A 23,735-nucleotide genomic window follows, 5' to 3' on the forward strand; every position below is an offset into this window, starting at 1 on the left:
TTAATTATGCAAACGTGGTTAAATCTACAGGATAAAGTCATTATTGTAACCGGCGGCGCATCCGGAATTGGCTTAGCCATTGTCGAAGAATTATTATCACAAGGCGCGAATGTCCAGATGGCGGATATTCATGGCGGCGAAGCAAAGCATGAAGGTAATAACGACTATCACTTCTGGCCGACAGATATTTCCAGCGCCAAAGAGGTTAATCACACCGTGGATGAAATCATCCAGCGCTTTGGTCGTATTGACGGTCTGGTCAATAACGCTGGCGTTAACTTTCCTCGCCTGTTGGTCGATGAAAAAGCGCCTGCAGGAAAGTATGAATTAAACGAAGCCGCGTTTGAAAAAATGGTCAATATCAACCAGAAAGGCGTGTTTTTAATGTCACAGGCAGTGGCGCGCCAAATGGTGAAACAGCGTAACGGCGTTATCGTCAATGTCTCTTCGGAAAGCGGGCTGGAAGGGTCAGAAGGCCAGAGCTGCTATGCCGCAACGAAGGCGGCGCTGAATAGCTTCACCCGTTCCTGGTCAAAAGAGCTGGGTAAACACGGCATTCGCGTGGTCGGCATTGCACCCGGGATTCTGGAAAAAACGGGACTGCGCACGCCGGAATATGAAGAAGCGCTGGCCTGGACCCGCAATATCACCGTTGATCAGTTGCGTGAAGGCTATAGCAAGAACGCGATTCCGATTGGCCGTTCGGGACGCCTGAGCGAAGTTGCTGATTTCGTTTGTTATCTTCTGTCTGAACGTGCCAGCTACATTACCGGAGTAACCACTAACATTGCGGGCGGAAAAACGCGCGGCTAAGGAGGCGTTATGGTCCATGCAATCTTCTGTGCTCACGGCAAACTGGCCTGCGCCATGCTGGAATCGGTGCACATGGTCTACGGTGACGCCAACGTTGAGGCGGTCGCCTTTGTCCCCGGCGAGAACGCCAGCGACATCGTCACAAAGCTGGAAAAGTTAGTGAGCGCTCACACCGATAGCGAATGGCTGATTGCCGTAGACCTGCAGTGCGGCAGTCCGTGGAACGCCGCAGCAACGCTGGCGATGCGCAATCCGGCCATCCGGGTGATCAGCGGCCTTTCTCTGCCGCTGGCGCTGGAGCTGGTAGATAACCAGAGCAGTATGAATGTGGATGAATTGTGCGAACACCTGACGACCATTGCACAACAAACCTGCGTGGTCTGGCAGCATCTGGAAACGACCGAAGAGGATTTCTGATGAATATTACCCTTGCCCGTATTGATGACCGCTTGATCCACGGTCAGGTCACCACCGTCTGGTCGAAGGTGGCGAATGCCCAGCGGATTATTATCTGTAATGACGACGTTTATAATGATGAAGTGCGCCGGACATTATTACGCCAGGCCGCCCCACCGGGAATGAAGGTCAACGTGGTGAATATCGAAAAAGCCGTCGCGGTTTATCATAATCCACAGTATCAGGACGAGACTGTATTTTATTTATTTACCCGCCCCCAGGATGCGCTGGCGATGGTCAAACAGGGCGTAAAAATTGCCACCTTAAATATTGGCGGCATGGCCTGGCGACCGGGTAAAAAACAATTAACCAAAGCCGTATCCTTAGATGACGATGATATTAATGCGTTTCGCGAACTGGATAAATTTGGCGTCACCCTGGATTTACGTGTGGTCGCCTCCGATCCCTCCATTAATATTCTCGAAAAAATAAAAGAACAGTCGTTCGCGGAATAAATAAAAGCGCCTGTATTTATTACACAGTCATTCTGGAAGCATCACGGCGGCAAATGAGTGAATCCACAGGAACATAAATAACGATGTGACTGGGGGTGAGTCACAAATCTGTCGGGAACAGATTTGAACGTTGCGAAGCGACGGCCCGTCAGGGCGAGTCTCATGGATGAGACGAGTAATTCAGCCAACAAAGAGGCAGCCTGAAGGACGACGTGTAAATGCTTTAACAGGCAGGGATGTTCACATTTTAAGGTGACCCATTATGGAAATCAGTACCCTACAAATTATCGCCATATTTATATTTTCCTGTATTGCCGGAATGGGCAGCGTGCTGGATGAATTTCAGACCCACCGCCCGCTCATTGCCTGTACGGTTATCGGCCTGATCCTCGGTGATTTAAAAACCGGGGTGATGCTCGGCGGAACGCTGGAGCTGATCGCGCTTGGCTGGATGAACGTTGGTGCCGCGCAATCTCCGGACTCCGCGCTCGCCAGTATTATCTCCGCCATTCTGGTTATCGTCGGCCAACAGAGCATCGCGACCGGTATCGCCATCGCACTGCCGGTCGCGGCGGCAGGCCAGGTCCTGACCGTCTTCGCCCGGACTATCACCGTGGTGTTCCAGCATGCGGCGGATAAGGCCGCAGAAGACGCACGTTTTCGCACCATCGACATCCTCCATGTCTCTGCGCTGGGCGTCCAGGCGTTACGCGTCGCCATCCCGGCGTTAATTGTCTCGTTGTTTGTCAGTGCAGATATGGTCAGCAATATGCTCAACGCCATCCCGGAATTCGTCACTCGCGGCCTGCAGATTGCCGGTGGCTTTATCGTGGTGGTCGGTTACGCCATGGTGCTGCGCATGATGGGCGTGAAGTACCTGATGCCCTTCTTCTTCCTCGGTTTTATCGCCGGTGGTTACCTCGACCTGAGTCTGCTGGCCTTTGGCGGCGTCGGCGCGATTATTGCGCTGGTCTATATCCAGTTGAACCCACAGTGGCGTAAGGCCGAACCGCAGACGCAGACCTCCTCCTCCACCGCTCTTGACCAGCTTGATGACTAACGGAGCCCATCATGGAACAGAAAAAACTGACCAAATCTGACCTGTTTAGCATGTTTGTTCGCTCCAACCTGCAGCAGGCGTCTTTCAACTTTGAACGTATTCATGGGCTGGGTTTTTGCTACGACATGATCCCCGCCATCAAGCGCCTGTACCCGCTGAAAGAAGATCAGGTGGCGGCACTCAAGCGTCATCTGGTGTTCTTCAACACCACGCCCGCGGTGTGCGGCCCGGTGATTGGCGTGACCGCCGCGATGGAAGAGGCGCGAGCGAACGGGGCGGAAATCGATGATGGCGCGATCAACGGCATCAAAGTCGGTTTGATGGGGCCGTTGGCGGGCGTTGGCGACCCGTTAGTCTGGGGCACGTTGCGACCGATCACCGCCGCGCTCGGCGCGTCGCTGGCGTTGTCCGGCAACGTGCTCGGCCCGCTGCTGTTCTTCTTTATTTTCAACGCAGTCCGTCTGGCGATGAAATGGTACGGCCTGCAAATTGGCTTCAACAAAGGGGTCAACATCGTCAGTGACATGGGCGGCAACCTGCTGCAAAAACTGACCGAAGGCGCATCGATTCTCGGCCTGTTTGTGATGGGGGTGCTGGTCACCAAGTGGACCAGCATCAACGTGCCACTGGTGGTATCGCAAACCCCCGGCGCGGACGGCGGCACCGTCACGATGACCGTGCAGAACATCCTCGATCAGCTCTGCCCCGGCCTGCTGGCGCTGGGCCTGACGATGCTGATGGTTCGTTTGCTCAACAAGAAAATTAACCCGGTATGGCTGATCTTCGCCCTGTTTGGTCTGGGGATTATGGGTAACGCACTGGGCTTCCTGTCCTGATTTTTTCGCCCCGGTGGTCAGCCGGGGCTATCGCTCAACATGAGGTGGAATATATGTTAACAACAGCTCTGCGCCTTTATGGCAAACGCGACCTGCGCCTGGAAACGTTCGAACTTCCAGAGATGCAGGACGATGAAATTCTGGCTACCGTGGTCACCGACAGCCTGTGCCTCTCTTCCTGGAAAGAGGCTAATCAGGGTGAGGATCATAAAAAGGTGCCGGACGATGTAGCGACCCACCCAATCATCATCGGCCACGAGTTCTGCGGCGATATTATCGCCGTGGGGAAAAAGTGGCAGCACAAGTTCCAGCCCGGCCAGCGCTATGTGATTCAGGCGAACCTGCAACTGGCGGATCGCCCGTATTGCCCCGGTTACTCCTTCCCGTGGGTAGGCGGCGAAGCCACACACGTCGTGATCCCCAATGTGGTGATGGAACAGGACTGCCTGCTGGCTTACGAAGGCGAAACGTACTTTGAAGGATCGCTGGTCGAGCCGCTCTCCTGCGTGATCGGCGCGTTCAACGCCAACTATCACCTGCAGGAAGGCACCTATAACCACAACATGGGAATTCGTCCGCAGGGTCGCACGCTGATCCTCGGCGGGACGGGGCCAATGGGGCTGCTGGCGATCGACTACGCGCTGCATGGCCCGATCAACCCGGCGTTACTGGTGGTGACCGATACTAACCACGACAAGCTGAGCTATGCCCGTAAACACTATCCTTCTGAACCACAAACGTTGATCCACTACCTGCACGCACAGGATGCCGCTTACGACACGCTGATGGCGCTGACCGGCGGCCACGGTTTTGATGATATTTTTGTCTTCGTGCCGAACGAACAACTGGTCACCCTGGCCTCTTCCCTGCTCGCCCCCGACGGTTGCATGAACTTCTTTGCCGGCCCGCAGGACAAGCAGTTCAGCGCCCCAATCAACTTCTACGATGTGCATTACGCCTTCACTCACTACGTGGGCACCTCGGGTGGGAACACTGACGATATGCGCGCAGCGGTTAAACTGATTGAAGAGAAGAAAGTGCAGGCCGCCAAAGTGGTCACGCACATTCTTGGGCTGAATACCGCAGGAGAAACCACGCTGGAGCTGCCGAAAGTGGGCGGCGGTAAAAAACTGGTCTATACCGGGAAAGCGTTACCGCTAACCGCTCTCAGCCAGATTGACGATCCCGCGCTGTGCTCTATTCTGGAACGCCATCACGGGATTTGGTCTAAGGAAGCCGAACAGTATTTACTGTCGCACGCCGAGGAGATTTAACATGATTAACCGCGACACCCAGTTGTGCATGTCGCTTGCCGGTCGGCCCGGCAACTTTGGTACCCGCTTTCACAACTATCTGTATGAAAAGCTGGGTTTAAATTTCATCTACAAGGCGTTTACCACCCAGGATATTGAAGCGGCGGTGAAAGGGGTTCGCGCGTTAGGCATTCGTGGCTGCGCGGTATCGATGCCGTTTAAAGAGAGTTGTATGCCGTTTCTTGACGCGGTCGATCCATCGGCAAAAGTCATTGATTCCGTCAATACCATCGTCAATGACGGCGGCAGACTGACGGGCTACAACACCGATTATATGGCGGTAAAAAGCCTGATTGCCAGCCACCAGCTCGACACCACTGCGCGGGTGATGATTCGCGGCAGCGGCGGGATGGGCAAAGCGGTGATTGCCGCCTTTCGCGACGCCGGTTTTCGCGATGTGATCGTCGCCGCTCGTAACCGGGACAGCGGTCCGGCGTTGGCGAAACAGTATGGCTTTCAGTGGCAGCCGCTGCCGGAAGGCATTGCCTGCGACATTCTGGTCAATGTCACGCCCGTCGGCATGGCCGGAGGTAAAGAGAGCGATGAGCTGGCGTACAGCGAAGCCATGGTCGCCAACGCCAGCGTGGTGTTCGATGTCGTTGCCCTGCCGCCGGATACCCCGGTGATCAAACTGGCGCAGAAGCTGGGTAAAAAGACCATCAGCGGCGCAGAAGTAATTGCGTTGCAGGCCGTTGAGCAGTTCGCAATGTACACCGGCGTACGCCCGGATGACGCGCTGATTAGTGAAGCCGCTGAATTTGCCCGGGCGGGGTAACATGTGCAAATAACCCTCCTCTGATGACGCTGAGGAGGGTTATTAAACGCGTAATCACAACGTTCAGAAACTGTAGCGGATACCCAGTTGACCACTATAAGGCGTCTCGATATGTTGCCCTTTTTCGTAGCTGACTTCTCCCCATGCGGACCACCGATCGCTTAGTTTCGCGGTCATCCCCAGGCCATATTTGCCGCTTGTCCCTGACAGGTCATTTTTGAACTTCTCAGTGTGGTTAATGACGACGTCGTTGTTCTTCATAAACTCATGACGAACGGCCACTCTCGCATACGGCTGTAACAGTGTCCCATCTACCAGCGTCACATTCTTACCGAAGGTTAACCCGGTTTCCCCTTTTAACGATCGCGCAGCATCCGCTTTAACCGACATGCCACTGTCGAGTTTGTAGTGGGTCTGGTCGCCAATAAACCATGATGCCTGGAGATAGGGTTCAACAAACCACGTCTCAAGCGCAATATGCTTACCGATCTCGACTGAAGCCCCGCCGCCAACGGTATTATCTTTCGCATGGGTGCGTCCGCCGTTGAAGTAGGGGTTGTTCTCCGTACGGAAATAGTTGGCTTTCAACACACCATCGATGTAATAACCGCTGTTGTGTAACCAGGTCGTGTACAGTCCAATGCCGTAACTGTCCGCTTTGCCATTGGTACTGGATGAGTCGAGATCCGCACGCGTATAGGAAGCCATACTGCCCATAATCAGTGCGCTATTTTCTAAATCAAAACGCTTATCGCCACCGAGCATCACACCGTTCACATCCTGACGGTAAGCCACGTGCTCTGTGGAAACGCGGTAGCGGCTACTGATGTATTTACCCCATGCACCCTCTTCGTAGTCACGCATCTGACGAATTTCACCGAGACGGGTTCGCAGCGTTGACAACTCAGCGTCCCACAAAGTGGGTGTCACATTCGCCATGGCAATAACCGCTTTCGCGCTTTCTGATAAATCCGGCTTAACTCCCGGTTCAGGATTCGGTTCAGGCGAAGGTCCCGGACCCGGCTCAGGATCCGGGCCTGGCTCAGGTTCTGGCGTATTCGCCTGCGGTGACAAATACCAGTTATCCTTATCGCTATCGGCGCCATGCACCAGATAGTATTTGTACGCACCAAGATCGACGCTGCCGTTGGTCATCGCAAAGGTGTCTGCCCCGCTCCCATTAGCATAAATTAAGTGATAAGGAGTAGCCGCTCGACTGCGTAACTCACTTCCGGAATCATGCACCGTGACCTTAAATTGCCCCGTCACGGCATCGGAAACGTTCAGAAAATCCCCAATCCCGCCGGACAGATTGGTGTTCATAACGAAAGTCCCGGTCCCCTCCAGCGTGGTGAGTTCAAGACGGTTAAACTGTCCCGCGTCGCGTCCCTCTGGCGCACTAAAATTGACCACACCATTATGCGTTAAGGCTTTAATCGTCGTGACGGATTCCGCAGTATCCGCGTTGTGTTTTAAGTACAGAACGGAAGAAGGGCCTTGTAAGTCCACCGACGCGGCCCAGGCGCCCTTACCCAGATTCCCCGTCCAGTCGTGTACACTTCCCCCTTCCATAGTCAGTGAACCGTCTTCTACCGTCAGTGCCCCTGTTGAATAGCCTCCATAGGCAATCAGGCTGCTCCCGCCATTGCGAAGCGTTGTGTTCGAGATATGCCCCAGCGCAAGCACTTCCTGACGGCCGCCATCGATAACCGTATTACTGGCTTCACCGTACCAGGCAAGTTGCTGAAGGCCGCCTGCATGAACGGTCGTATTTGTCGCGTTAGCGCGAATGCCACCGGTCCATCCAGATTGCTCCACCCAGTTTCCCCCAACCCAGCCACCTTTCTGACCATTGACAAGTTGAGTGCCATAGACCTGTGTGCCATCGGCATTGCCGGTTTGAATACGTTGCAAACCACCGGCATGGATAGTGGCGTCTTTCGCCTGCTGCCCGTTGACACGAACGTTGGAATTACTGTCGGAAACCCAGTCTCCATCGCTCCATTGACCGTCTACGCCGGTAATCACCTGCGTGCCATAGACCTGCGCATTTTCTGAAATACCCGAGGTTATCGTTTGTCGCGCACCGGCATAAACGGTGGTATTGCGGTCCGCAACGAACTCTTCGCCTTTACCGCTAAACACCTGCTGGAATGCGCCGTTATACAGGTACGTATCCAAAGCCAGACCGCTGGCAAGCTGATAGCTGTTGGCGCCAATGTGCGAGTTTTTCGCGGTCCCGTTATAAATGATTTGCTGGCCGCCGTTTTGCACAATGGTATCTTCAGCCAACGCCGTACTGGTGACTGAGAGCACCTGAATACCGCCATCGATGAGATTCGCCTGAGCATAAGCACGGCCTCCAACAGTCTGTCGACCACCGGCTTTCACCACGGTGTCATACGCCTGTGAATCACCATTCATCGTCAGGGCACCGTTATTCTCAACCAGCGTATGGAAGGCTTTCCCGTCGCCATTAAGTTGCAATACACCTGTTTCAATATTCCCTTTACTATTGGTGTATTCCCCTTTCACCGTGGTATTCACGGCTTCAGAACCGGCGGCATCGTATATACCGTCACCGATATTAAGCTGCACAGAATTCAACGTATTGTTATAACTATACGACTCATTTAATAACGTCACGACCTGTTTAGAAAAAGCAGGATTGATCAGCGTAATTTCCTGGTTAGCAATATATTTTTTATCTTTGATGGAAAAAGTGGAATAGCCTTTCTCCCAGGTTTCTTTCACCCAATCCCAGTGATTCGTATAATCCGAATTCGATAATAAGTCGTCCGGCATCGTGGTAGTTTGCACGGGTGGATAAGGTGTGGGAAGCATTTCCGCCGCAGTCAGTGGGTACGCGGTTAAACATAACGCGGGGAAAAAAGCATGGTAAAAAACGCGTTTCATATCTACATCCATAGTTAATAAGATCCCTATTAAACGGGCAGTTCTATCTTGCTTATAAATATTCCACTGGACGCTCAGGCATCAGAAATATTCATACTGGACAATGATGATTAATTCGAAATAAGGAGATGTTCGAGTTTTCGTACTTTAAATTTCCGCGCGACTGTAGTCTTCCATCCCTGCAAGGTGGAATACGCGCGGCAGTGTTTCTCTTGTAAATAGCCCATACTTCCCCCTTCAAGATAATGCCGCAGAAGTAAAACGTCTCTTGAAGAGAGTAAACAGGCAGGCCCCGGGAAGGACCAGACGATCTGCCGCCCGGTCGCGACAGTATCCAGACCGCGAATAACATCATGAACAGAGCAACGCGATTCGAAGATTGCGCTGACGGCGTGACATTTCAGGTGCCAGAAAAAAGCCAGCGGCATGAGTCGTTGGGTTGAAATAATAATCAACTGATAACCACTCTTGCTCAATTGAGAGAACGATCGAAAAAAAAGCTTTAAGGTATAACTATTAAGATTAATAAACAGATAGTCTGAGCCGGAATGAGAATTAGTCACTTTTCTGGCCAGCGCAGAGATACCCGTGGAAAAATAAACATCATTTTCAGGCCAACTGGCAATATGGCTCTTCTTTACATATTCCTTTGTCATACAGATGATGCTCCCTATATCCTGGACAGCCTGTTTTTTATTTTCAGGGGGTATTTATTATCCGGCGAGGTTATTTATTCTGACGATGTCCGGCACACCCACTCTGCTGCTGTCGGTATAATATTGATTCAAACAGAATAGTACATGAGCAATATTGATTGTCAAACCTGATCGATAAAACAAAATCAATAGTTAAAGACTATCACTTGAAAGGTATCGATCGTTGTAATCGATCTTTTTTTCGGAATTTACCTTACTGTTTGTAAGTAAAACAAAAAGATACATAAATTTTAATTTTTGGTAAAAATCCTATATTTCAGTGAGTTACAATAATTTTTCCATTCGAATTGAAATGTTTAGTTACATAATAATGAAAATAGCGACACTGTTGTTGATCAGAGGACAGACGCCAATGCTTCAGCATGGGCCAGAAACCTCATAGTGCTTATCGCAATACGCTTAAGCCTGTTCGGGATAAATCCAGGGCAATGCCGCAATGTTGCTGTTTTAAATTAGTAACCGTCAAAATTTAAAAATCCCCTTCTCACTTTTCATAAAGAGTGAATAAACATTTCAACTACGATAAATTCAATCACACCTGGTTTATTGTATTATCAAGGCGTTACATGTTCATACTGGCAGAGTGAGAAATATCTTCACTCGCTTTAATACGCATATCGTGCATTTTTCATTATTGAGTCAGTGGTCCTTTCTACACCCCCTTCCAACATCGTGAGCCATGTCAGTAAGGCGCTACACTGTCAGTGGTAGCATGACCGCGTTTTGTCATTTACTGATTACAGGGAGAAAGAATGGAACTGCTTTTATTGAGTAACTCGACACTGCCGGGTAAAGGCTGGATGGAGCATGCGCTGCCGCTGATTGCGGAGCAACTTGAGGGGCGCCGTTCGGCAGTATTTATACCCTTTGCAGGCGTCACGCAAACCTGGGATGAATACACAGAAAAAACGGCTGCAATCTTCGCCCCTATGGGCGTCAAGGTGGTGGGTATTCACACCGTGACTGATCCGGTGGCGGCCATTGAAAATGCGGAAGTGGTGATTGTCGGCGGCGGTAATACTTTTCAGTTACTGAAAGAGAGCCGCAAGCGCGGGTTACTGGCACCGATTGTTGACGTGGTTAAACGCGGTGCGCTGTACATTGGCTGGAGTGCGGGTGCCAACCTCGCCTGCAAGACCATCCGCACCACCAACGACATGCCGATTGTTGATCCGCAAGGTTTTGATGCGCTGGGCCTGTTCCCGTTGCAGATTAACCCGCATTTCACTAACGCGCTGCCGGAAGGACACAAAGGCGAAACGCGTGAACAGCGTATTCGCGAGCTGCTGGTTGTCGCGCCTGAACTGACGGTGATCGGTCTGCCGGAAGGCAACTGGATTAAAGTGAGTAAGGGTCAGGCTGTGCTTGGCGGTCCGAACACCACCTACGTGTTCGAAGCCGGTAAAGACGCCGTTGCCGTTGAGGCAGGTCACTGCTTTTAACCGACGTTGCCGGATGGCGGCGTAAATGCTTTTTCCGGCCTACAATGAGCGCAATTTGTAGGCCGGATAAGCGTTATCCGGCCTTACCGCCTGTTAGTAATCATCCCGCTCGTCATCTTCGTCCGGCTGTTCCAGCACGCTGTAAGCCACGGAACAGAACAACGAGTTCAGACGTTGCATATCCCCCAGTAATCCCAGGTGCAGGGAGCTGGTCTCGATACTTTGTACGTTCTGCTGATGCAGACGATCAACGTGCGCATGCGAGTAACGGCGATTCAGTATGCGGAAACGATGCTTGCTACGGCGCAACCGCCGGGCACTGGTCACGTCGCCGGAGAAGAAGACCGACATCGCCAGTTGCAGGTTGCTGAGCAACTGGTCGTACAGCGCATCCAGCTCTTTTAACCCCTCAATAGAAAACGCCCGCCGCGCCGCCAGCGATTTATCAGCAATCTCGCTCCCCATGCGCTCCACAATATCCGACGCCTGTTCAAGGTTAAGCGACATCTCGATGATCTCCGCCCAGCGGCGCGACTCCTCTTCCGCCAGTTCCTCTTTCGGCATCCGCGCCAGATAGAGTTTGATGGCAGTGTAGAGCACGTTGATGTCATCCGCGATTTTGCGCAGCTCCTTCTCTTCGCGCGGCTCGCCATGCATCACCTTCTTCAGTCCTTCCATCATCTGTTCCATCGCATCGCCGATGCGCAGCGCCTCACGGGCGGCATTGGCGAGCGCAAGGGTCGGCGTATCCAGCGCGCTAACGTCCAGATGCTTTGGCTTGAGATGCGCATCCAGCTCAGGCTCGTCGCGGATGATGCGCTTACAGAAGCGCGCCATCGGCTCGGCAAAAGGAATCATTGCCAGGCAGCGGACCAGGTTGTAGAAAACATGGAAATAGATCACCAGCTCGGATTTCGCCAGCGGCAATTCATCCATCAGATTCGCCAGCGGATGGACAAATGGCAGAATAATCAGGCTGCCCACCAGCTTAAACAACAGACTGCCAAGCGCCACGCGACGAGCCGCGGCATTAGCCGCGCTGTTGTTGAGCATCGCCAGCAGGCCGGAACCGAGGTTGGCGCCAATCACCAGACACAGCGCCACCGGGAAGGAGATGATCCCCGCCGCGGTCAGGGTGGCCGTGAGCAGTACCGCCGCCAGGCTGGAATAACTGATGATCGCGAACATCGCGCCAATGAGCGCATCCAGCATGATATCGCCGGTCAGCGAGGCAAAAATGACCTGTACGCCGTTGGCCTGGGTTATAGGGGTGACGGCCTGGACAATCAGTTCCAGCGCCAGCAGGATCAGGCCAAGGCCGATCCCCACGCGCCCCAGTTGTCCGGCGCGTGACTGTTTACGGCCGAGGAAGAAGATCACGCCGATAAAAATCAGCAGCGGCGAGAGCCACGATAAATCGAAGGTGAGGATACGCGCCATCAGCGCGGTCCCTACGTCTGCACCAAGCACAATCACCAGCGCAGGCGTCAGTGCAACCAGATCCTGAGCAACAAACGAGGTTACCAGCATGGTGGTGGCATTACTGCTCTGCACCAGCGCAGTGACGCCAATTCCCGCGCAGAAGGCGAGCGGTTTCTTTTCGACGCTACGGCTAAGCACGGTTCGCAGGCGGGCGCCGAACACACGCATCACGCCAGTACGCACAATATGGGTACCCCAGACCAGCAGGGCGACAGCAGAAAGCAGGTGGAGCAGGGTTAGCACGGAATCAGGTACTCCTTATCATTTACACTTTATCCTTCAAGCTGCCTCTTTGTTGGCTGCGCCTGCTCACTCCAGTCACTTACTTCAGTAAGCTCCTGAAGATTCCCAGGCTTGCCGCCTCGACGCAACTTGAATGATTGCGTGTAAAAATATAACCAGAGAGGTCATCGCCTTCTTCCAGTATAAGGGTTTAAACGCAAGAAAGAGACAGGGTGCCCGACAAGCACCCTGTTAGTTGTAAGGAAAGATGACAGTTTCGTGAATCAGTCGGCGTCATAGCCCAGGTTAGGGGCCAGCCAGCGCTCAACGTCAGAAACACTCATCCCTTTACGGAACGCGTAGTCTTCCACCTGATCGCGCTGAATCTGTGCAACCGCGTAATACTTGCTGTCCGGATGGCTGAAGTACCAGCCGGAAACCGATGCGCCAGGCCACATGGCGAAGGATTCGGTAAGCTTCATGCCGGTGTGCTTTTCCACTTCCAGCAACTGCCAGATGGTGCCTTTCTCGGTATGCTCCGGACAGGCCGGGTACCCCGGCGCCGGACGAATCCCCTGGTAGTTTTCGCGAATCAGCTCTTCATTGCTGAGATTTTCGTTCGGCGCATAGCCCCAGTAGACCTTACGCACGCGCTCATGCAGGTATTCCGCGAAGGCTTCCGCCAGACGGTCGGCAAGCGCTTTCACCATGATCTTGTTGTAATCATCGTGCTGCGCTTCAAACGCATCCGCCAGCGCGTCCTCCTCCAGACCACCGGTCACCGCAAAAGCACCGATGTAGTCCGCTTTGCCGGTCAGCTTCGGCGCCACGAAGTCAGACAGACAGTAGTTAGCAAAGCCCACTTTTTCAGTCTGTTGACGCAGATGATGGCTGACCGTCAGCACGTGCGTTCGCGTTTCGTCACGATAGATTTCGATGTCATCACCCACGCGGTTTGCCGGGAACAGCCCCACCACACCGCGCGGATTCAGCGCCTTCTCTGCGCTCAGTTTATCCAGCATGTCGTTGGCATCGTTAAACAGGCGCTTCGCCTCTTCACCTACCACTTCATCTTCCAGAATGCGCGGATACTTCCCGGCCAGCGACCAGGTCATAAAGAACGGCGTCCAGTCGATGTAGTTACGCAGCGTTTCGATGCTGGCTTCGACCTCCTGCACACCCAGACGGTGCGCCACTGGCGGGGTATAGCTTTCCCAGTCAAACGCCAGATCGTTATCCCGCGCGGCGGCGAGCGTCACCGGCGGCGTGCGCGGTTTCTTACGCCCATGCTGGATGCGCACGGTTTCATACTCTTTACGAGTACGGGCGACAAAGTCATCGCGCTGGGTATCAGAAAGCAACGCGGCAACCACGCCGACGGTGCGCGAAGCGTTCTGCACATACACCGTAGGGCCGCTGTAGTTCTGCTCGATTTTCACCGCCGTGTGCGCTTTTGAGGTCGTCGCGCCGCCAATCAGCAGCGGTATGGTGAAGCCCTGACGCTCCATCTCTTTCGCCACGTTGACCATTTCGTCCAGCGACGGGGTAATCAGCCCGGAAAGGCCTATCAGATCCGCATTCACCTCTTTGGCGGTTCGGAGAATTTTCTCCGCCGGCACCATCACGCCAAGATCGACGATTTCGTAGTTGTTACATTGCAGGACCACGCCAACGATATTTTTGCCGATATCGTGGACATCGCCCTTCACGGTGGCGATGACCATTTTGCCATTGCTGGAGCCTTTCTCTTTACTGGCTTCGATAAACGGTTCGAGATACGCCACCGCCTGTTTCATTACGCGGGCGGATTTCACCACCTGCGGCAGGAACATTTTTCCTTCGCCGAACAGGTCGCCGACGACGTTCATCCCGTCCATCAGCGGCCCTTCAATCACCTCAATCGGGCGGGCCGCCTGCTGACGCGCCTCTTCGGTGTCCTGCTCGATAAACTCGGTGATGCCTTTAACCAGCGAGTATTCGAGGCGCTTTTTCACTTCCCAGGTGCGCCACTCCGCCAGTTGCGCGTTGGCCGCCTCATCACTTTTGCTACCGCGATATCTCTCCGCCAGCTCCAGCAATCGTTCGGTGCCGTCATCACGCCGATTGAGGATCACATCCTCCACCGCATCGCGCAGCTCGACAGGGAGATCGTCGTAAATCGCCAGTTGCCCGGCGTTGACAATCCCCATGTCCATACCGTTACGAATGGCATAGTAGAGGAACACCGCGTGAATGGCTTCGCGCACCGGATCGTTGCCACGGAACGAGAATGACACGTTGGACACGCCGCCGGAGATCAACGCATGCGGCAGCTCGCGTTTGATGTCTTCACAGGCACCGATAAAGTCCTGCGCGTAGTTGTTGTGCTCATCGATCCCGGTTGCCACCGCGAAAATATTCGGGTCGAAAATGATGTCTTCCGGCGGGAAGCCCACCTCCTCGGTGAGGATCCTGTACGCCCGGCGGCAAATCTCGATTTTACGCGCACGCGTATCCGCCTGGCCCTGCTCATCAAAGGCCATCACCACCACCGCCGCACCGTAGCGGCGCAGCAGCTTCGCATGATGGATAAAGGTTTCAACCCCCTCTTTCATTGAGATGGAGTTAACGATGCCTTTCCCCTGGATGCACTTCAGCCCTTTCTCAATGACGTCCCATTTTGAGGAGTCAATCATGATCGGCACACGAGCAATGTCAGGCTCACCGGCGATCAGGTTGAGAAAGCGCACCATCGCCGCTTCGGCGTCGAGCATCCCCTCATCCATGTTGATATCAATAATCTGTGCGCCGCTTTCTACCTGCTGACGAGCAACGTCCAGCGCTTCGCTGTATTTTTCTTCTTTGATCAGGCGCTTAAATTTGGCGGAGCCGGTAACGTTGGTACGCTCACCGACGTTTACAAACAGGCTGTCGTCGCCAATATTCAGCGGTTCGAGACCGGATAAGCGGCAGGCCACCGGGATCTCCGGCAACGGGCGCGGTGCCAGTCCCTCGACCGCCCTGCTCATTGCCGCGATGTGTTCCGGTGTGGTGCCGCAGCAGCCGCCAACGATATTCAGGAAGCCCGCTTCGGCCCATTCGCGGATCTGTTTTGCCATCGTATCGGCATCGAGATCGTATTCACCGAAAGCGTTGGGCAGCCCGGCGTTCGGATGTGCAGTCACGTAACATTCAGCAATGCGAGACAGTTCCTGCACATACTGACGCAGTTCATCCGGCCCCAGCGCGCAGTTGAGGCCGAAAGTGAGAGGTTCAGCATGGCGCAGGGAGTTGTAAAACGCCTCTGTCGTTTGCCCGGAAAGGGTACGTCCAGAAGCATCGGTGATGGTGCCGGAAATCATGATCGGCAGGTCGATGCCCAGCGCTTCCAGCTCTTCTTTCACCGCAAAAATCGCCGCTTTCGCGTTCAGCGTATCAAAGACGGTTTCGATCAAAATCAGGTCACTGCCACCTTCCACCAGCGCTTTGGTGGATTCGCGGTAAGCAGCCACCAGTTGATCAAAGGTGATATTACGAAATGCCGGGTCATTCACATCCGGCGAGATCGATGCGGTCCGGTTGGTTGGGCCGAGAACGCCCGCAACATAGCGCGGTTTTTCCGGGGTACGGGCAGTCCACTCATCGGCACAGGCACGCGCCAGTTTCGCGGCGGCAAAGTTGATCTCCGCCGACAGGGACTCCATCTGGTAATCCGCCATCGCGATGGGGGTGGAGTTAAACGTGTTGGTTTCAATGATGTCCGCGCCCGCGTCAAAGTACGCGTTATGAATCGCGGCGATCACCTCTGGCTTACTCAGCACCAGCAGGTCATTGTTGCCTTTCAGGTCGCACGGCCAGTCGGCAAAGCGTTCACCACGGAAATCCTCTTCACTCAGACGATAGCTCTGGATCATCGTGCCCATACCGCCGTCCAGCACCAGAATACGTTCATTTAACTGCGCACGCAGTTGTTCAACTTTGCTGCTCACACTTGCTCCCGACAACGCTTAACCAGACCGAAAAAGTCAACAAAACATAGTGGCATAAACAGGGCTGACGGAAAAGCCAACAACGGGCAACATGAGACATGTTCAGCTTCACTCATCCGATCAGTACAAGACTTCTTGCATTATAATTGAATAAAACGAAAATGATTTCCACGATACAGAAAAGGAATGCGCTATGGTTGCACCCGTTCCCGCCAAACGCGGCAGAAAACCCGCCGCGACGACCGCCCCCGCTGCCGGACAGGTTCAGTCGCTGACCCGTGGCCTGAAACTGCTGGAATGGATCGCGGAATCCAACGGCAGCGTGGCATTGACCGAGCTGGCACAGCAGGCTGGCCTGCCGAACTCCACGACTCATCGCTTACTGACCACTATGCAGCAGCAGGGCTTTGTGCGTCAGGTGGGTGACCTTGGACACTGGGCGATAGGCGCGCATGCGTTTATCGTCGGCAGCAGCTTTTTACAGAGCCGCAATTTGCTGGCGATCGTCCACCCTATTCTGCGCAAACTGATGGAAGATTCCGGCGAAACGGTGAATCTGGCGGTACTGGATCAAAGTGATCATCAGGCGATTATCATTGACCAGGTACAGTGTACCCAACTGATGCGTATGTCTGCGCCGATTGGCGGTAAGCTGCCGATGCACGCCTCTGGCGCAGGCAAAGCGTTTTTAGCACAACTGAGCGAAGAACAGGTGACCCAGTTGCTGCACCGCAAAGGGCTGCATGCATACACCCACGCGACGCTGGTCTCCCCGGTTCATCTGAAGGACGACCTCGCCCAGACCCGCAAGCGCGGTTATTCCTTTGATGATGAGGAACATGCGCTCGGTCTGCGTTGTGTCGCGTCGTGCATTTATGACGAACACCGCGAGCCGTTCGCGGCAATCTCTATCTCTGGCCCGATTTCGCGCATCACGGACGACCGCGTGACCGAGTTTGGCGCGATGGTGATCAAGGCGGCGAAAGAGGTGACGCTGGCATACGGCGGGATTCGTTAAACAAAATCCCCCTCAGGAACATTTTCGGCAAGCCTGATAAGCGTCGTGCCATCAGGCTGGTCGGCGCACATTGCCGGATGGCGGCGCAAGCGCCCGGTCGGTTTCATAACGCACGCTGAATCGCTGGCGACGGCGATATGCGTAAACATCTTCAACATGCCCTTCCCGAATGCGCGTCTGTAATGCGCGCCAGTAATCGGCACGAAACAGATCGGCGTGCATCTCCTCAAACAGCGGTCCGATGCGTGGGTCGGCGCATAACCAGTGGCGAAACTCCTCAGGAAACACATCGCCAGGGGATACGCTATACCAGGGCTCGGCACTCATCTCATCTTCCGGGTAGCGCGGCGGCGGGATGTCCCGGAAATTCACTTCCGTCATGTAGCAGATTTCATCGTAATCGTAGAACACCACGCGACCATGACGGGTGACGCCAAAGTTTTTGAACAGCATGTCGCCGGGGAAAATATTGGCGGCGGCAAGCTGGCGAATCGCGTTGCCGTACTCCTCAATCGCATCCCGCAGTTGCTGACCTTCGACCTGCTCAAGCCAGATATTGAGCGGCACCATCCGCCGCTCAATATAGAGATGACGGATGACAATCTGCTCACCAAGATCGGTTATCTTTTCCGGCACTTCCTCAAGTAACAGCGCCATCAATGCCGGATCGATCTGACGTTTATCCAGCACAAAATTTTCGAACTCCTGGGTATCTGCCATGCGTCCCACGCGATCGTGCTCTTTCACCAGTTGATAGCAGGCGCGAACGTGGGCGGCAGACATCTCTTTTTGCGGCGCGAACTTATCTTTAATAATTTTAAAAACCCGGTCGAACCCCGGCAGCGTAAAGACCAGCATCACCATGCCACGTATGCCCGGCGCTTCAATGAACTGCTCATCGCAGCTGCGCAGATACAACAAATACTCGCGATAGCTCTCGGTCTTCGCATGTTTCTGACAGCCAATCGCCATGTATAACTCAGCGGTGGTTTTTCCTGGCAGGATCTCGCGCAACCATTCCACCAGCGCGGCGGGCAGCGGCGCGTACACCATAAAATAGGAACGAGCGAAACCGAACACGATACTGGCTTCTGCCGTGGTGGTCAGGCAGGTATCCACAAACAGTTCACCTTCATCGGTGCGATGAATCGGCAGCAAAAAGGGCAACGTGGCGGATGGCGTGATGAGTTTGCCGACCAGCCATGCGGCTTTATTGCGATAAAACAGCTCGTTAGCCACCTGTAGATGGCACTGCTGCAACGTCTCCTCACCAAAGGTTTCACGCAGATGTGCAATGATATAGCGAATATCGCGCCCTTTGTTCTGCCAGGGCAGGCGCAACGGCAGATCGCTGAGAATGCGGGTGAGCAGCGGTTCCCAACCGCTATCCGGGAAGAAATCTTTTGCCAGCGGACGCGGGATCGTCCGGAAACGACGTTCCGGCTGGGAGCTAAAAATAAAGAGCCGCTCGGGAGTGAGCGAGCGGTGGTCAAATAACCGACAATATACGGAGTTAAAAAAGCTCTCCGCAATCTCGAAGCGCGGGTAATCCGGCAGGAGCCCGGTGTAATGCTCTTTTACACGCAGCAAAAATGCGGCGTCGGTACTTTTGCCGCCAGTGATGCAGCGCAGTTGTTCCACCACCAGACCCACGTGGTGATCGTAGAGGTGAATACGGCTTTTCATCGCCTGCTGCACGGCATGCCAGTCAGCCTGTTCAAAGCGCTGTTGCGCGCCGGAGGTCACTTCCAGAAATCGACCATACTGGGCGTCGAAACCTTGCAAAATCGTCTGAGCAATCAGTAACTCCAGGCCACGCGTCATCGCTTCTCCTCATCCGGCACAACGTCATGCCGGATAGCGCGTCTGCTTATCCGGCCTACATCCCTTCGTAGGCCCGGTAAGCGCAGCGCCACCGGGCATTAATCAAAACTGTGATTCTTCGGTCGAGCCGGTCAGCGCGGTCACCGAGGAAGTGCCGCCCTGAATGATGGTGGTGACTTTATCAAAGTAGCCTGTCCCTACTTCCTGCTGATGGGACACGAAGGTGTAACCGTCTTTAGCCGCCGCAAATTCCGGCTGCTGAACCTTCTCAACATAGTGGCGCATGCCTTCACCCTGCGCGTAGGAGTGCGCAAGGTCGAACATGTTGAACCACATGCTGTGAATACCTGCCAGGGTAATGAACTGGTATTTGTAACCCATATCGGACAACTGCTGCTGGAAGCTGGCGATGGTCTTATCGTCCAGATTCTTCTGCCAGTTGAACGACGGCGAACAGTTATAGGCCAGCAGTTTGCCTGGGAATTTCGCATGAATCGCATCGGCAAAACGCTTCGCCAGTTCCAGATCCGGCGTCGAGGTTTCACACCACACCAGATCGGCATACGGGGCGTAGGCCAGGCCACGGCTGATCGCCTGCTCAATGCCGGCACGCGTACGGAAGAATCCTTCACTGGTGCGCTCGCCGGTAATAAATTCACTGTCGTACGGGTCACAGTCGGAGGTGATCAGATCCGCCGCATCCGCATCGGTACGCGCAATCACCAGCGTCGGGACGCCCATAACGTCTGCCGCCAGACGCGCAGCCACCAGTTTCTGAATCGCTTCCTGAGTTGGCACCAGCACTTTGCCGCCCATATGACCACATTTCTTCACCGAGGCCAGTTGATCTTCGAAGTGAACAGCCGCTGCACCGGCCTCAATCATCGACTTCATCAGCTCAAACGCATTCAGTACGCCGCCAAACCCGGCTTCCGCATCGGCGACGATTGGCAGGAAGTAATCCACATAGCGCGGATCGTTGGGCTCAATACCGCTGGACCACTGGATCTGATCCGCACGGCGAAAGGTGTTGTTGATCCGATCCACCACTGCCGGAACAGAATTCGCCGGGTAGAGCGATTGATCCGGGTACATACTGGACGCCAGGTTGGCATCCGCCGCAACCTGCCACCCCGACAGATACACCGCTTCGATACCCGCTTTCGCCTGCTGTAACGCCTGACCACCGGTCAGCGCACCAAGGCTGTTGATGTAACCTTTTTTCGATTCGCCGTGCAGCAGACGCCACATTTTGGCTGCGCCCAGCTGCGCCAGCGTGCATTCCGGGTTAACCGAGCCGCGTAATTTCACCACTTCCTCCGCGCTGTACGGGCGACGGATGCCTTCCCAGCGCGGTTGTGTCCATTCTTTCTGTAACGCTTCGATCTGTTGGGTACGGGTTTTCATGTGCAGATGCTCCATATTATTCTCCTGGCTTCCCAGGCGTTATTGGTGAAGGCAGTTTGGTCACGGGAAGCCGCGCAAAAACCGGAGCGTACTTATCGTACGTGAGGATTTTGAGCACGGCCCGGGGCCAAAATGGCGAACAAAATAGCCTGGGCATTTACGCCAGCAGGCGGTAGCCTGGCAATGTCAGGAAATCGATTAATTCGTCAGAAGTGGTGATTTGCTCCATCAGGCGCGCGGCATCATCAAATCGGCCGCTGCTGTAACGGTGTTCACCCAGTTCGTCCTGGATGACCCGCATCTCTTCAGCCAACATCTGGCGGAACAGCGCCTTAGTGACCGGTTTGCCGTTGCTCAGGGTTTTCTCGTGATGGATCCACTGCCAGATTGACGTACGGGAGATCTCCGCTGTCGCCGCATCTTCCATCAGGCCATAAATCGGCACGCAGCCGTTGCCGGAGATCCACGCTTCGATGTACTGCACCGCAACGCGAATATTGGCGCGCATCCCCTCTTCCGTACGCTCGCCTTCACATGGCGCCAGCAATTGTTCTGCGGTAATCGGCGCGTCTTCATCACGGGTCACAAACAGCTGGTTTTTGTTCTCGCCGAGCACCTCGTTGAAGACTGCCATCGCGGTATCCGCCAGTCCCGGATGCGCAATCCACGTGCCGTCGTGGCCGTTATTGGCTTCCAGCGCTTTATCCGCTTTCACCTTGCTGAGTACCTGATTATTGCGTTCAGCGTCTTTGCTCGGGATGAATGCCGCCATACCGCCCATCGCGAAGGCACCACGTTTGTGACAGGTTTTAATCAGCAGACGCGAATAGGCGCTAAGGAAAGGCTTATCCATCGTCACCACCTGGCGGTCCGGCAGAACGCGATCCGGATGATTCTTCAGCGTTTTGATATAGCTGAAGATGTAATCCCAGCGACCACAGTTCAGCCCGACAATATGGTCACGCAGCGCGTGCAGGATCTCGTCCATCTGGAACACGGCCGGCAGGGTTTCAATCAGCAACGTGGCTTTAATCGTACCGCGCGACAGATTGAAACGATCTTCGGTATAGCTGAAGACTTCACTCCACCAGGCCGCTTCCTGCCAGGCCTGCGTTTTCGGCAGGTAGAAATAGGGACCGCTGCCTTTGGCCAGCAACGCTTTGTAGTTATGGAAGAAATAGAGGGCAAAATCGAACAGGCTGCCGGGGATCGCTTCACCGCGCCAGGTCACATGTTTTTCCGGCAGGTGCAGACCACGCACACGGCAAATCAGTAATGCCGGATTGGGCTTCAACTGATAGATTTTGCCAGCTTCATTGGTGTAGCTGATGGTGCCGTTTACCGCGTCACGCAGGTTGATATGCCCGTCGATCACTTTGCTCCATTCCGGTGCCAGCGAATCTTCGAAATCGGCCATAAAAACCTTCACATTCGCGTTCAACGCATTGATGACCATCTTGCGTTCAACCGGTCCGGTGATTTCGACCCGACGATCCTGTAAATCCTCCGGAATGCCGCGAATCTTCCAGTCTCCGTTTCTAATGGAAACAGTTTCCGAAATAAAATCAGGCAATATACCGTTGTCGATATCCCGCTGCTGCTGAATACGAGCCGCGAGCAGCTTATTGCGCTTCGTCGTAAAGCGCGCCACCAGTTCAGTGAGAAATTCGACCGCTTCATCGGTCAGGATCTGCTTCTCTGGCTCACCATGGGGCCTGGTAAAGATCAATTCATCGGTAGTCGTTGCCTGTTGATTCATTCTGTAACTCCTCGTCATTGATAACAAAGCATTCCCAATGCGAACGAAGGATCGTTGTGCGCTTTTCGTTCAGCACAACTAAGACTACTCATTTAAATTTCAAAATCAAAAACAATTTCCATTTTTAATTTAATTATCAATTAACCTGTTGATAACAATAAAAATAAAGTTTAATCACAAGTTGAAGTGCATTTCGGAAATAAAAAAGGCACCCGAAGGTGCCTGATTCACTATGCTGAAACGCTTTAGGATCGTCAGCGACAGACGATTAATCCAGCGTTGGATTCATGTGACGCAGATCATATGGTGTGATCTGGTAGACGTAATAGTTGAGCCAGTTGATGAACAGCAAATTACCGTGGCTTCGCCAGGTAGCGCGAGGTTTGTTTTGGGGATCGTTTTGCGGGAAATAATTGTAGGGAACGTCGGGGTTTAATCCGGCTTCTACATCGCGGAAATATTCGCTACCTAATGTGTTGGCATCATATTCCGGATGGCCCGTGACAAACGCAATGCGTTTATCTTTGCTGGCAAAAAGATAGGCATCACCATTCTCAGTCTCGGCGAGGATCTCAAGATCGGTGTAGTCACGGATCAACACTGACGGGAAATCAGCATAGCGTGAATGCGGGGCCAGGAACGAATCATCAAAACCCCGCGTCAGCAGTGCATGAGGGTGAAGAATATGATGCTCATAAACGCCAGAAAGCTTATCAGTGCGGGTCTGTTTCGGAATACCGTAGAGGATATTAAGCGCTGCCTGGACCGCCCAACAGACAAACAGCGTTGAGGTGACATGATCTTTCGCCCACTCCAGCACTTGTTTGATCTGTGGCCAGTAGGCAACATCATTGAACTCCACCAGACCCAGCGGCGCGCCGGTGACGATCAAGCCATCGAAGTTCTGATCGCAGATATCCTCAAAGTTACAGTAGAAGTTGTTCAGATGCTCTGCTGGCGTATTACGCGACTCACGTGCATCAATGCGCAGTAACTGTACATCCACCTGCAACGGAGAGTTCGACATCAGCCGCAAAAACTGATTTTCCGTTTCGATTTTCTTCGGCATCAGGTTGAGGATGAGTACCTTTAGCGGACGAATTTCCTGACCTGAAGCACGGGAAGTCGTCATAACAAAGACGTTTTCCTCACGTAAGAAATTGACGGCGGGTAGCTCGTCCTGCACACGAATCGGCATAACCTGATAACCTCACTACATACGTTTAAACGTTTAGACATCCAGATAGCTGAAGATACTCAGAAATCACGCCAA

17 protein-coding genes are annotated in these 23,735 nt (G+C 53.7%); 9 read left to right on the forward strand and 8 right to left on the reverse strand.

The window, feature by feature from the left end; genetic code table 11:
* The first annotated feature begins 6 nt into the window (after positions 1–6).
* The 7 genes from ACQ0PY_RS22700 (at position 7) to ACQ0PY_RS22730 (ending at position 5,708) form a co-directional block, all read left to right on the forward strand.
* Positions 7–813, forward strand: a complete 807-nt coding sequence (locus tag ACQ0PY_RS22700; protein ID WP_044268567.1) for an SDR family oxidoreductase — start codon at positions 7–9, stop codon at positions 811–813.
* Between the two features lie 9 nt (positions 814–822).
* Positions 823–1,230: a mannose/fructose/sorbose PTS transporter subunit IIA gene (locus ACQ0PY_RS22705; RefSeq protein ID WP_054176735.1), complete on the forward strand. Its 408-nt coding sequence runs from the start codon at positions 823–825 to the stop codon at positions 1,228–1,230.
* Complete coding sequence (locus ACQ0PY_RS22710) at positions 1,230–1,724, forward strand: PTS sugar transporter subunit IIB (RefSeq protein WP_042999004.1); 495 nt, start codon at positions 1,230–1,232, stop codon at positions 1,722–1,724. The genes ACQ0PY_RS22705 and ACQ0PY_RS22710 overlap by 1 nt, the downstream gene beginning before the upstream one ends.
* Positions 1,725–1,986: 262 nt before the next feature.
* Positions 1,987–2,784, forward strand: coding sequence for a PTS mannose/fructose/sorbose transporter subunit IIC (locus tag ACQ0PY_RS22715; RefSeq protein ID WP_042999003.1), 798 nt, complete (start codon positions 1,987–1,989; stop codon positions 2,782–2,784).
* An 11-nt stretch (positions 2,785–2,795) separates the two neighbouring features.
* Positions 2,796–3,620, forward strand: coding sequence for a PTS system mannose/fructose/sorbose family transporter subunit IID (locus tag ACQ0PY_RS22720; protein ID WP_042999002.1), 825 nt, complete (start codon positions 2,796–2,798; stop codon positions 3,618–3,620).
* Between the two features lie 53 nt (positions 3,621–3,673).
* On the forward strand, positions 3,674–4,894 hold the full coding sequence (sorE, locus tag ACQ0PY_RS22725; protein ID WP_109739587.1) for an L-sorbose 1-phosphate reductase: 1,221 nt from the start codon (positions 3,674–3,676) through the stop codon (positions 4,892–4,894).
* A 1-nt stretch (position 4,895) separates the two neighbouring features.
* Entirely contained in the window at positions 4,896–5,708 is an 813-nt protein-coding gene (locus tag ACQ0PY_RS22730; RefSeq protein ID WP_109739588.1) for a shikimate 5-dehydrogenase, read from the forward strand.
* 63 nt (positions 5,709–5,771) lie between these two features.
* On the opposite strand, the gene ACQ0PY_RS22735 is transcribed toward ACQ0PY_RS22730, so the two are convergent.
* The gene (locus tag ACQ0PY_RS22735) at positions 5,772–8,462 is read right to left on the reverse strand and encodes an autotransporter outer membrane beta-barrel domain-containing protein (protein WP_224788350.1); all 2,691 of its coding nucleotides are present in this window, start codon (positions 8,460–8,462) and stop codon (positions 5,772–5,774) included.
* 272 nt (positions 8,463–8,734) lie between these two features.
* On the reverse strand, positions 8,735–9,280 hold the full coding sequence (locus ACQ0PY_RS22740) for a hypothetical protein (RefSeq protein WP_042998998.1): 546 nt from the start codon (positions 9,278–9,280) through the stop codon (positions 8,735–8,737).
* A gap of 812 nt (positions 9,281–10,092) precedes the next feature.
* On the opposite strand from ACQ0PY_RS22740, the gene pepE reads away from it, so the two are divergent.
* On the forward strand, positions 10,093–10,782 hold the full coding sequence (gene pepE / locus ACQ0PY_RS22745) for a dipeptidase PepE (RefSeq protein ID WP_109739590.1): 690 nt from the start codon (positions 10,093–10,095) through the stop codon (positions 10,780–10,782).
* Positions 10,783–10,875: 93 nt separating this feature from the next.
* Here pepE and ACQ0PY_RS22750 read toward each other — a convergent pair whose 3' ends face one another.
* Both ACQ0PY_RS22750 and metH read right to left on the reverse strand, forming a co-directional pair.
* Positions 10,876–12,507, reverse strand: a complete 1,632-nt coding sequence (locus ACQ0PY_RS22750; protein WP_042998996.1) for a Na/Pi cotransporter family protein — start codon at positions 12,505–12,507, stop codon at positions 10,876–10,878.
* Positions 12,508–12,770: 263 nt separating this feature from the next.
* Positions 12,771–16,454 (reverse strand): methionine synthase, encoded by a 3,684-nt coding sequence (gene metH, locus ACQ0PY_RS22755; protein ID WP_109739591.1) that lies wholly within the window; start codon positions 16,452–16,454, stop codon positions 12,771–12,773.
* 193 nt (positions 16,455–16,647) lie between these two features.
* Here metH and iclR point away from each other — a divergent pair, with 193 nt between their 5' ends.
* Positions 16,648–17,472 carry a glyoxylate bypass operon transcriptional repressor IclR gene (gene iclR / locus ACQ0PY_RS22760; protein WP_042320966.1) on the forward strand — a complete coding sequence of 275 codons (825 nt, stop codon included), beginning with the start codon at positions 16,648–16,650 and terminating at the stop codon, positions 17,470–17,472.
* A 51-nt stretch (positions 17,473–17,523) separates the two neighbouring features.
* Here the strand turns inward: iclR and aceK are convergent, their stop codons facing one another.
* The 4 genes from aceK to metA form a co-directional block, all read right to left on the reverse strand.
* Entirely contained in the window at positions 17,524–19,296 is a 1,773-nt protein-coding gene (gene aceK, locus ACQ0PY_RS22765) for a bifunctional isocitrate dehydrogenase kinase/phosphatase (protein WP_042998993.1), read from the reverse strand.
* Positions 19,297–19,398: 102 nt separating this feature from the next.
* Entirely contained in the window at positions 19,399–20,703 is a 1,305-nt protein-coding gene (gene aceA / locus ACQ0PY_RS22770) for an isocitrate lyase (protein ID WP_044268583.1), read from the reverse strand.
* A gap of 157 nt (positions 20,704–20,860) precedes the next feature.
* A complete protein-coding gene (gene aceB, locus ACQ0PY_RS22775) occupies positions 20,861–22,462 on the reverse strand; it encodes a malate synthase A (RefSeq protein WP_042998992.1) in 1,602 nt (533 codons plus the stop codon).
* A 268-nt stretch (positions 22,463–22,730) separates the two neighbouring features.
* Positions 22,731–23,660: a homoserine O-acetyltransferase MetA gene (gene metA / locus ACQ0PY_RS22780; RefSeq protein ID WP_109739592.1), complete on the reverse strand. Its 930-nt coding sequence runs from the start codon at positions 23,658–23,660 to the stop codon at positions 22,731–22,733.
* Positions 23,661–23,735: the final 75 nt, after the last annotated feature.

The organism is Citrobacter sp. LST-B2, assembly GCF_057983045.1.

Excerpts from the sequence above, each read along its gene's own strand:
- ACQ0PY_RS22700 (WP_044268567.1), top strand. The coding sequence starts at position 7 with ATGCAAACGTGGTTAAATCTACAGGATAAAGTCATTATTGTAACCGGC.
- ACQ0PY_RS22705 (WP_054176735.1), top strand. The coding sequence starts at position 823 with ATGGTCCATGCAATCTTCTGTGCTCACGGCAAACTGGCCTGCGCCATG.
- ACQ0PY_RS22710 (WP_042999004.1), top strand. The coding sequence starts at position 1,230 with ATGAATATTACCCTTGCCCGTATTGATGACCGCTTGATCCACGGTCAG.
- ACQ0PY_RS22715 (WP_042999003.1), top strand. The coding sequence starts at position 1,987 with ATGGAAATCAGTACCCTACAAATTATCGCCATATTTATATTTTCCTGT.
- ACQ0PY_RS22720 (WP_042999002.1), top strand. The coding sequence starts at position 2,796 with ATGGAACAGAAAAAACTGACCAAATCTGACCTGTTTAGCATGTTTGTT.
- sorE (WP_109739587.1), top strand. The coding sequence starts at position 3,674 with ATGTTAACAACAGCTCTGCGCCTTTATGGCAAACGCGACCTGCGCCTG.
- ACQ0PY_RS22730 (WP_109739588.1), top strand. The coding sequence starts at position 4,896 with ATGATTAACCGCGACACCCAGTTGTGCATGTCGCTTGCCGGTCGGCCC.
- ACQ0PY_RS22740 (WP_042998998.1), bottom strand. The coding sequence starts at position 9,280 with ATGACAAAGGAATATGTAAAGAAGAGCCATATTGCCAGTTGGCCTGAA.
- pepE (WP_109739590.1), top strand. The coding sequence starts at position 10,093 with ATGGAACTGCTTTTATTGAGTAACTCGACACTGCCGGGTAAAGGCTGG.
- iclR (WP_042320966.1), top strand. The coding sequence starts at position 16,648 with ATGGTTGCACCCGTTCCCGCCAAACGCGGCAGAAAACCCGCCGCGACG.
- aceK (WP_042998993.1), bottom strand. The coding sequence starts at position 19,296 with ATGACGCGTGGCCTGGAGTTACTGATTGCTCAGACGATTTTGCAAGGT.
- aceA (WP_044268583.1), bottom strand. The coding sequence starts at position 20,703 with ATGAAAACCCGTACCCAACAGATCGAAGCGTTACAGAAAGAATGGACA.
- aceB (WP_042998992.1), bottom strand. The coding sequence starts at position 22,462 with ATGAATCAACAGGCAACGACTACCGATGAATTGATCTTTACCAGGCCC.
- metA (WP_109739592.1), bottom strand. The coding sequence starts at position 23,660 with ATGCCGATTCGTGTGCAGGACGAGCTACCCGCCGTCAATTTCTTACGT.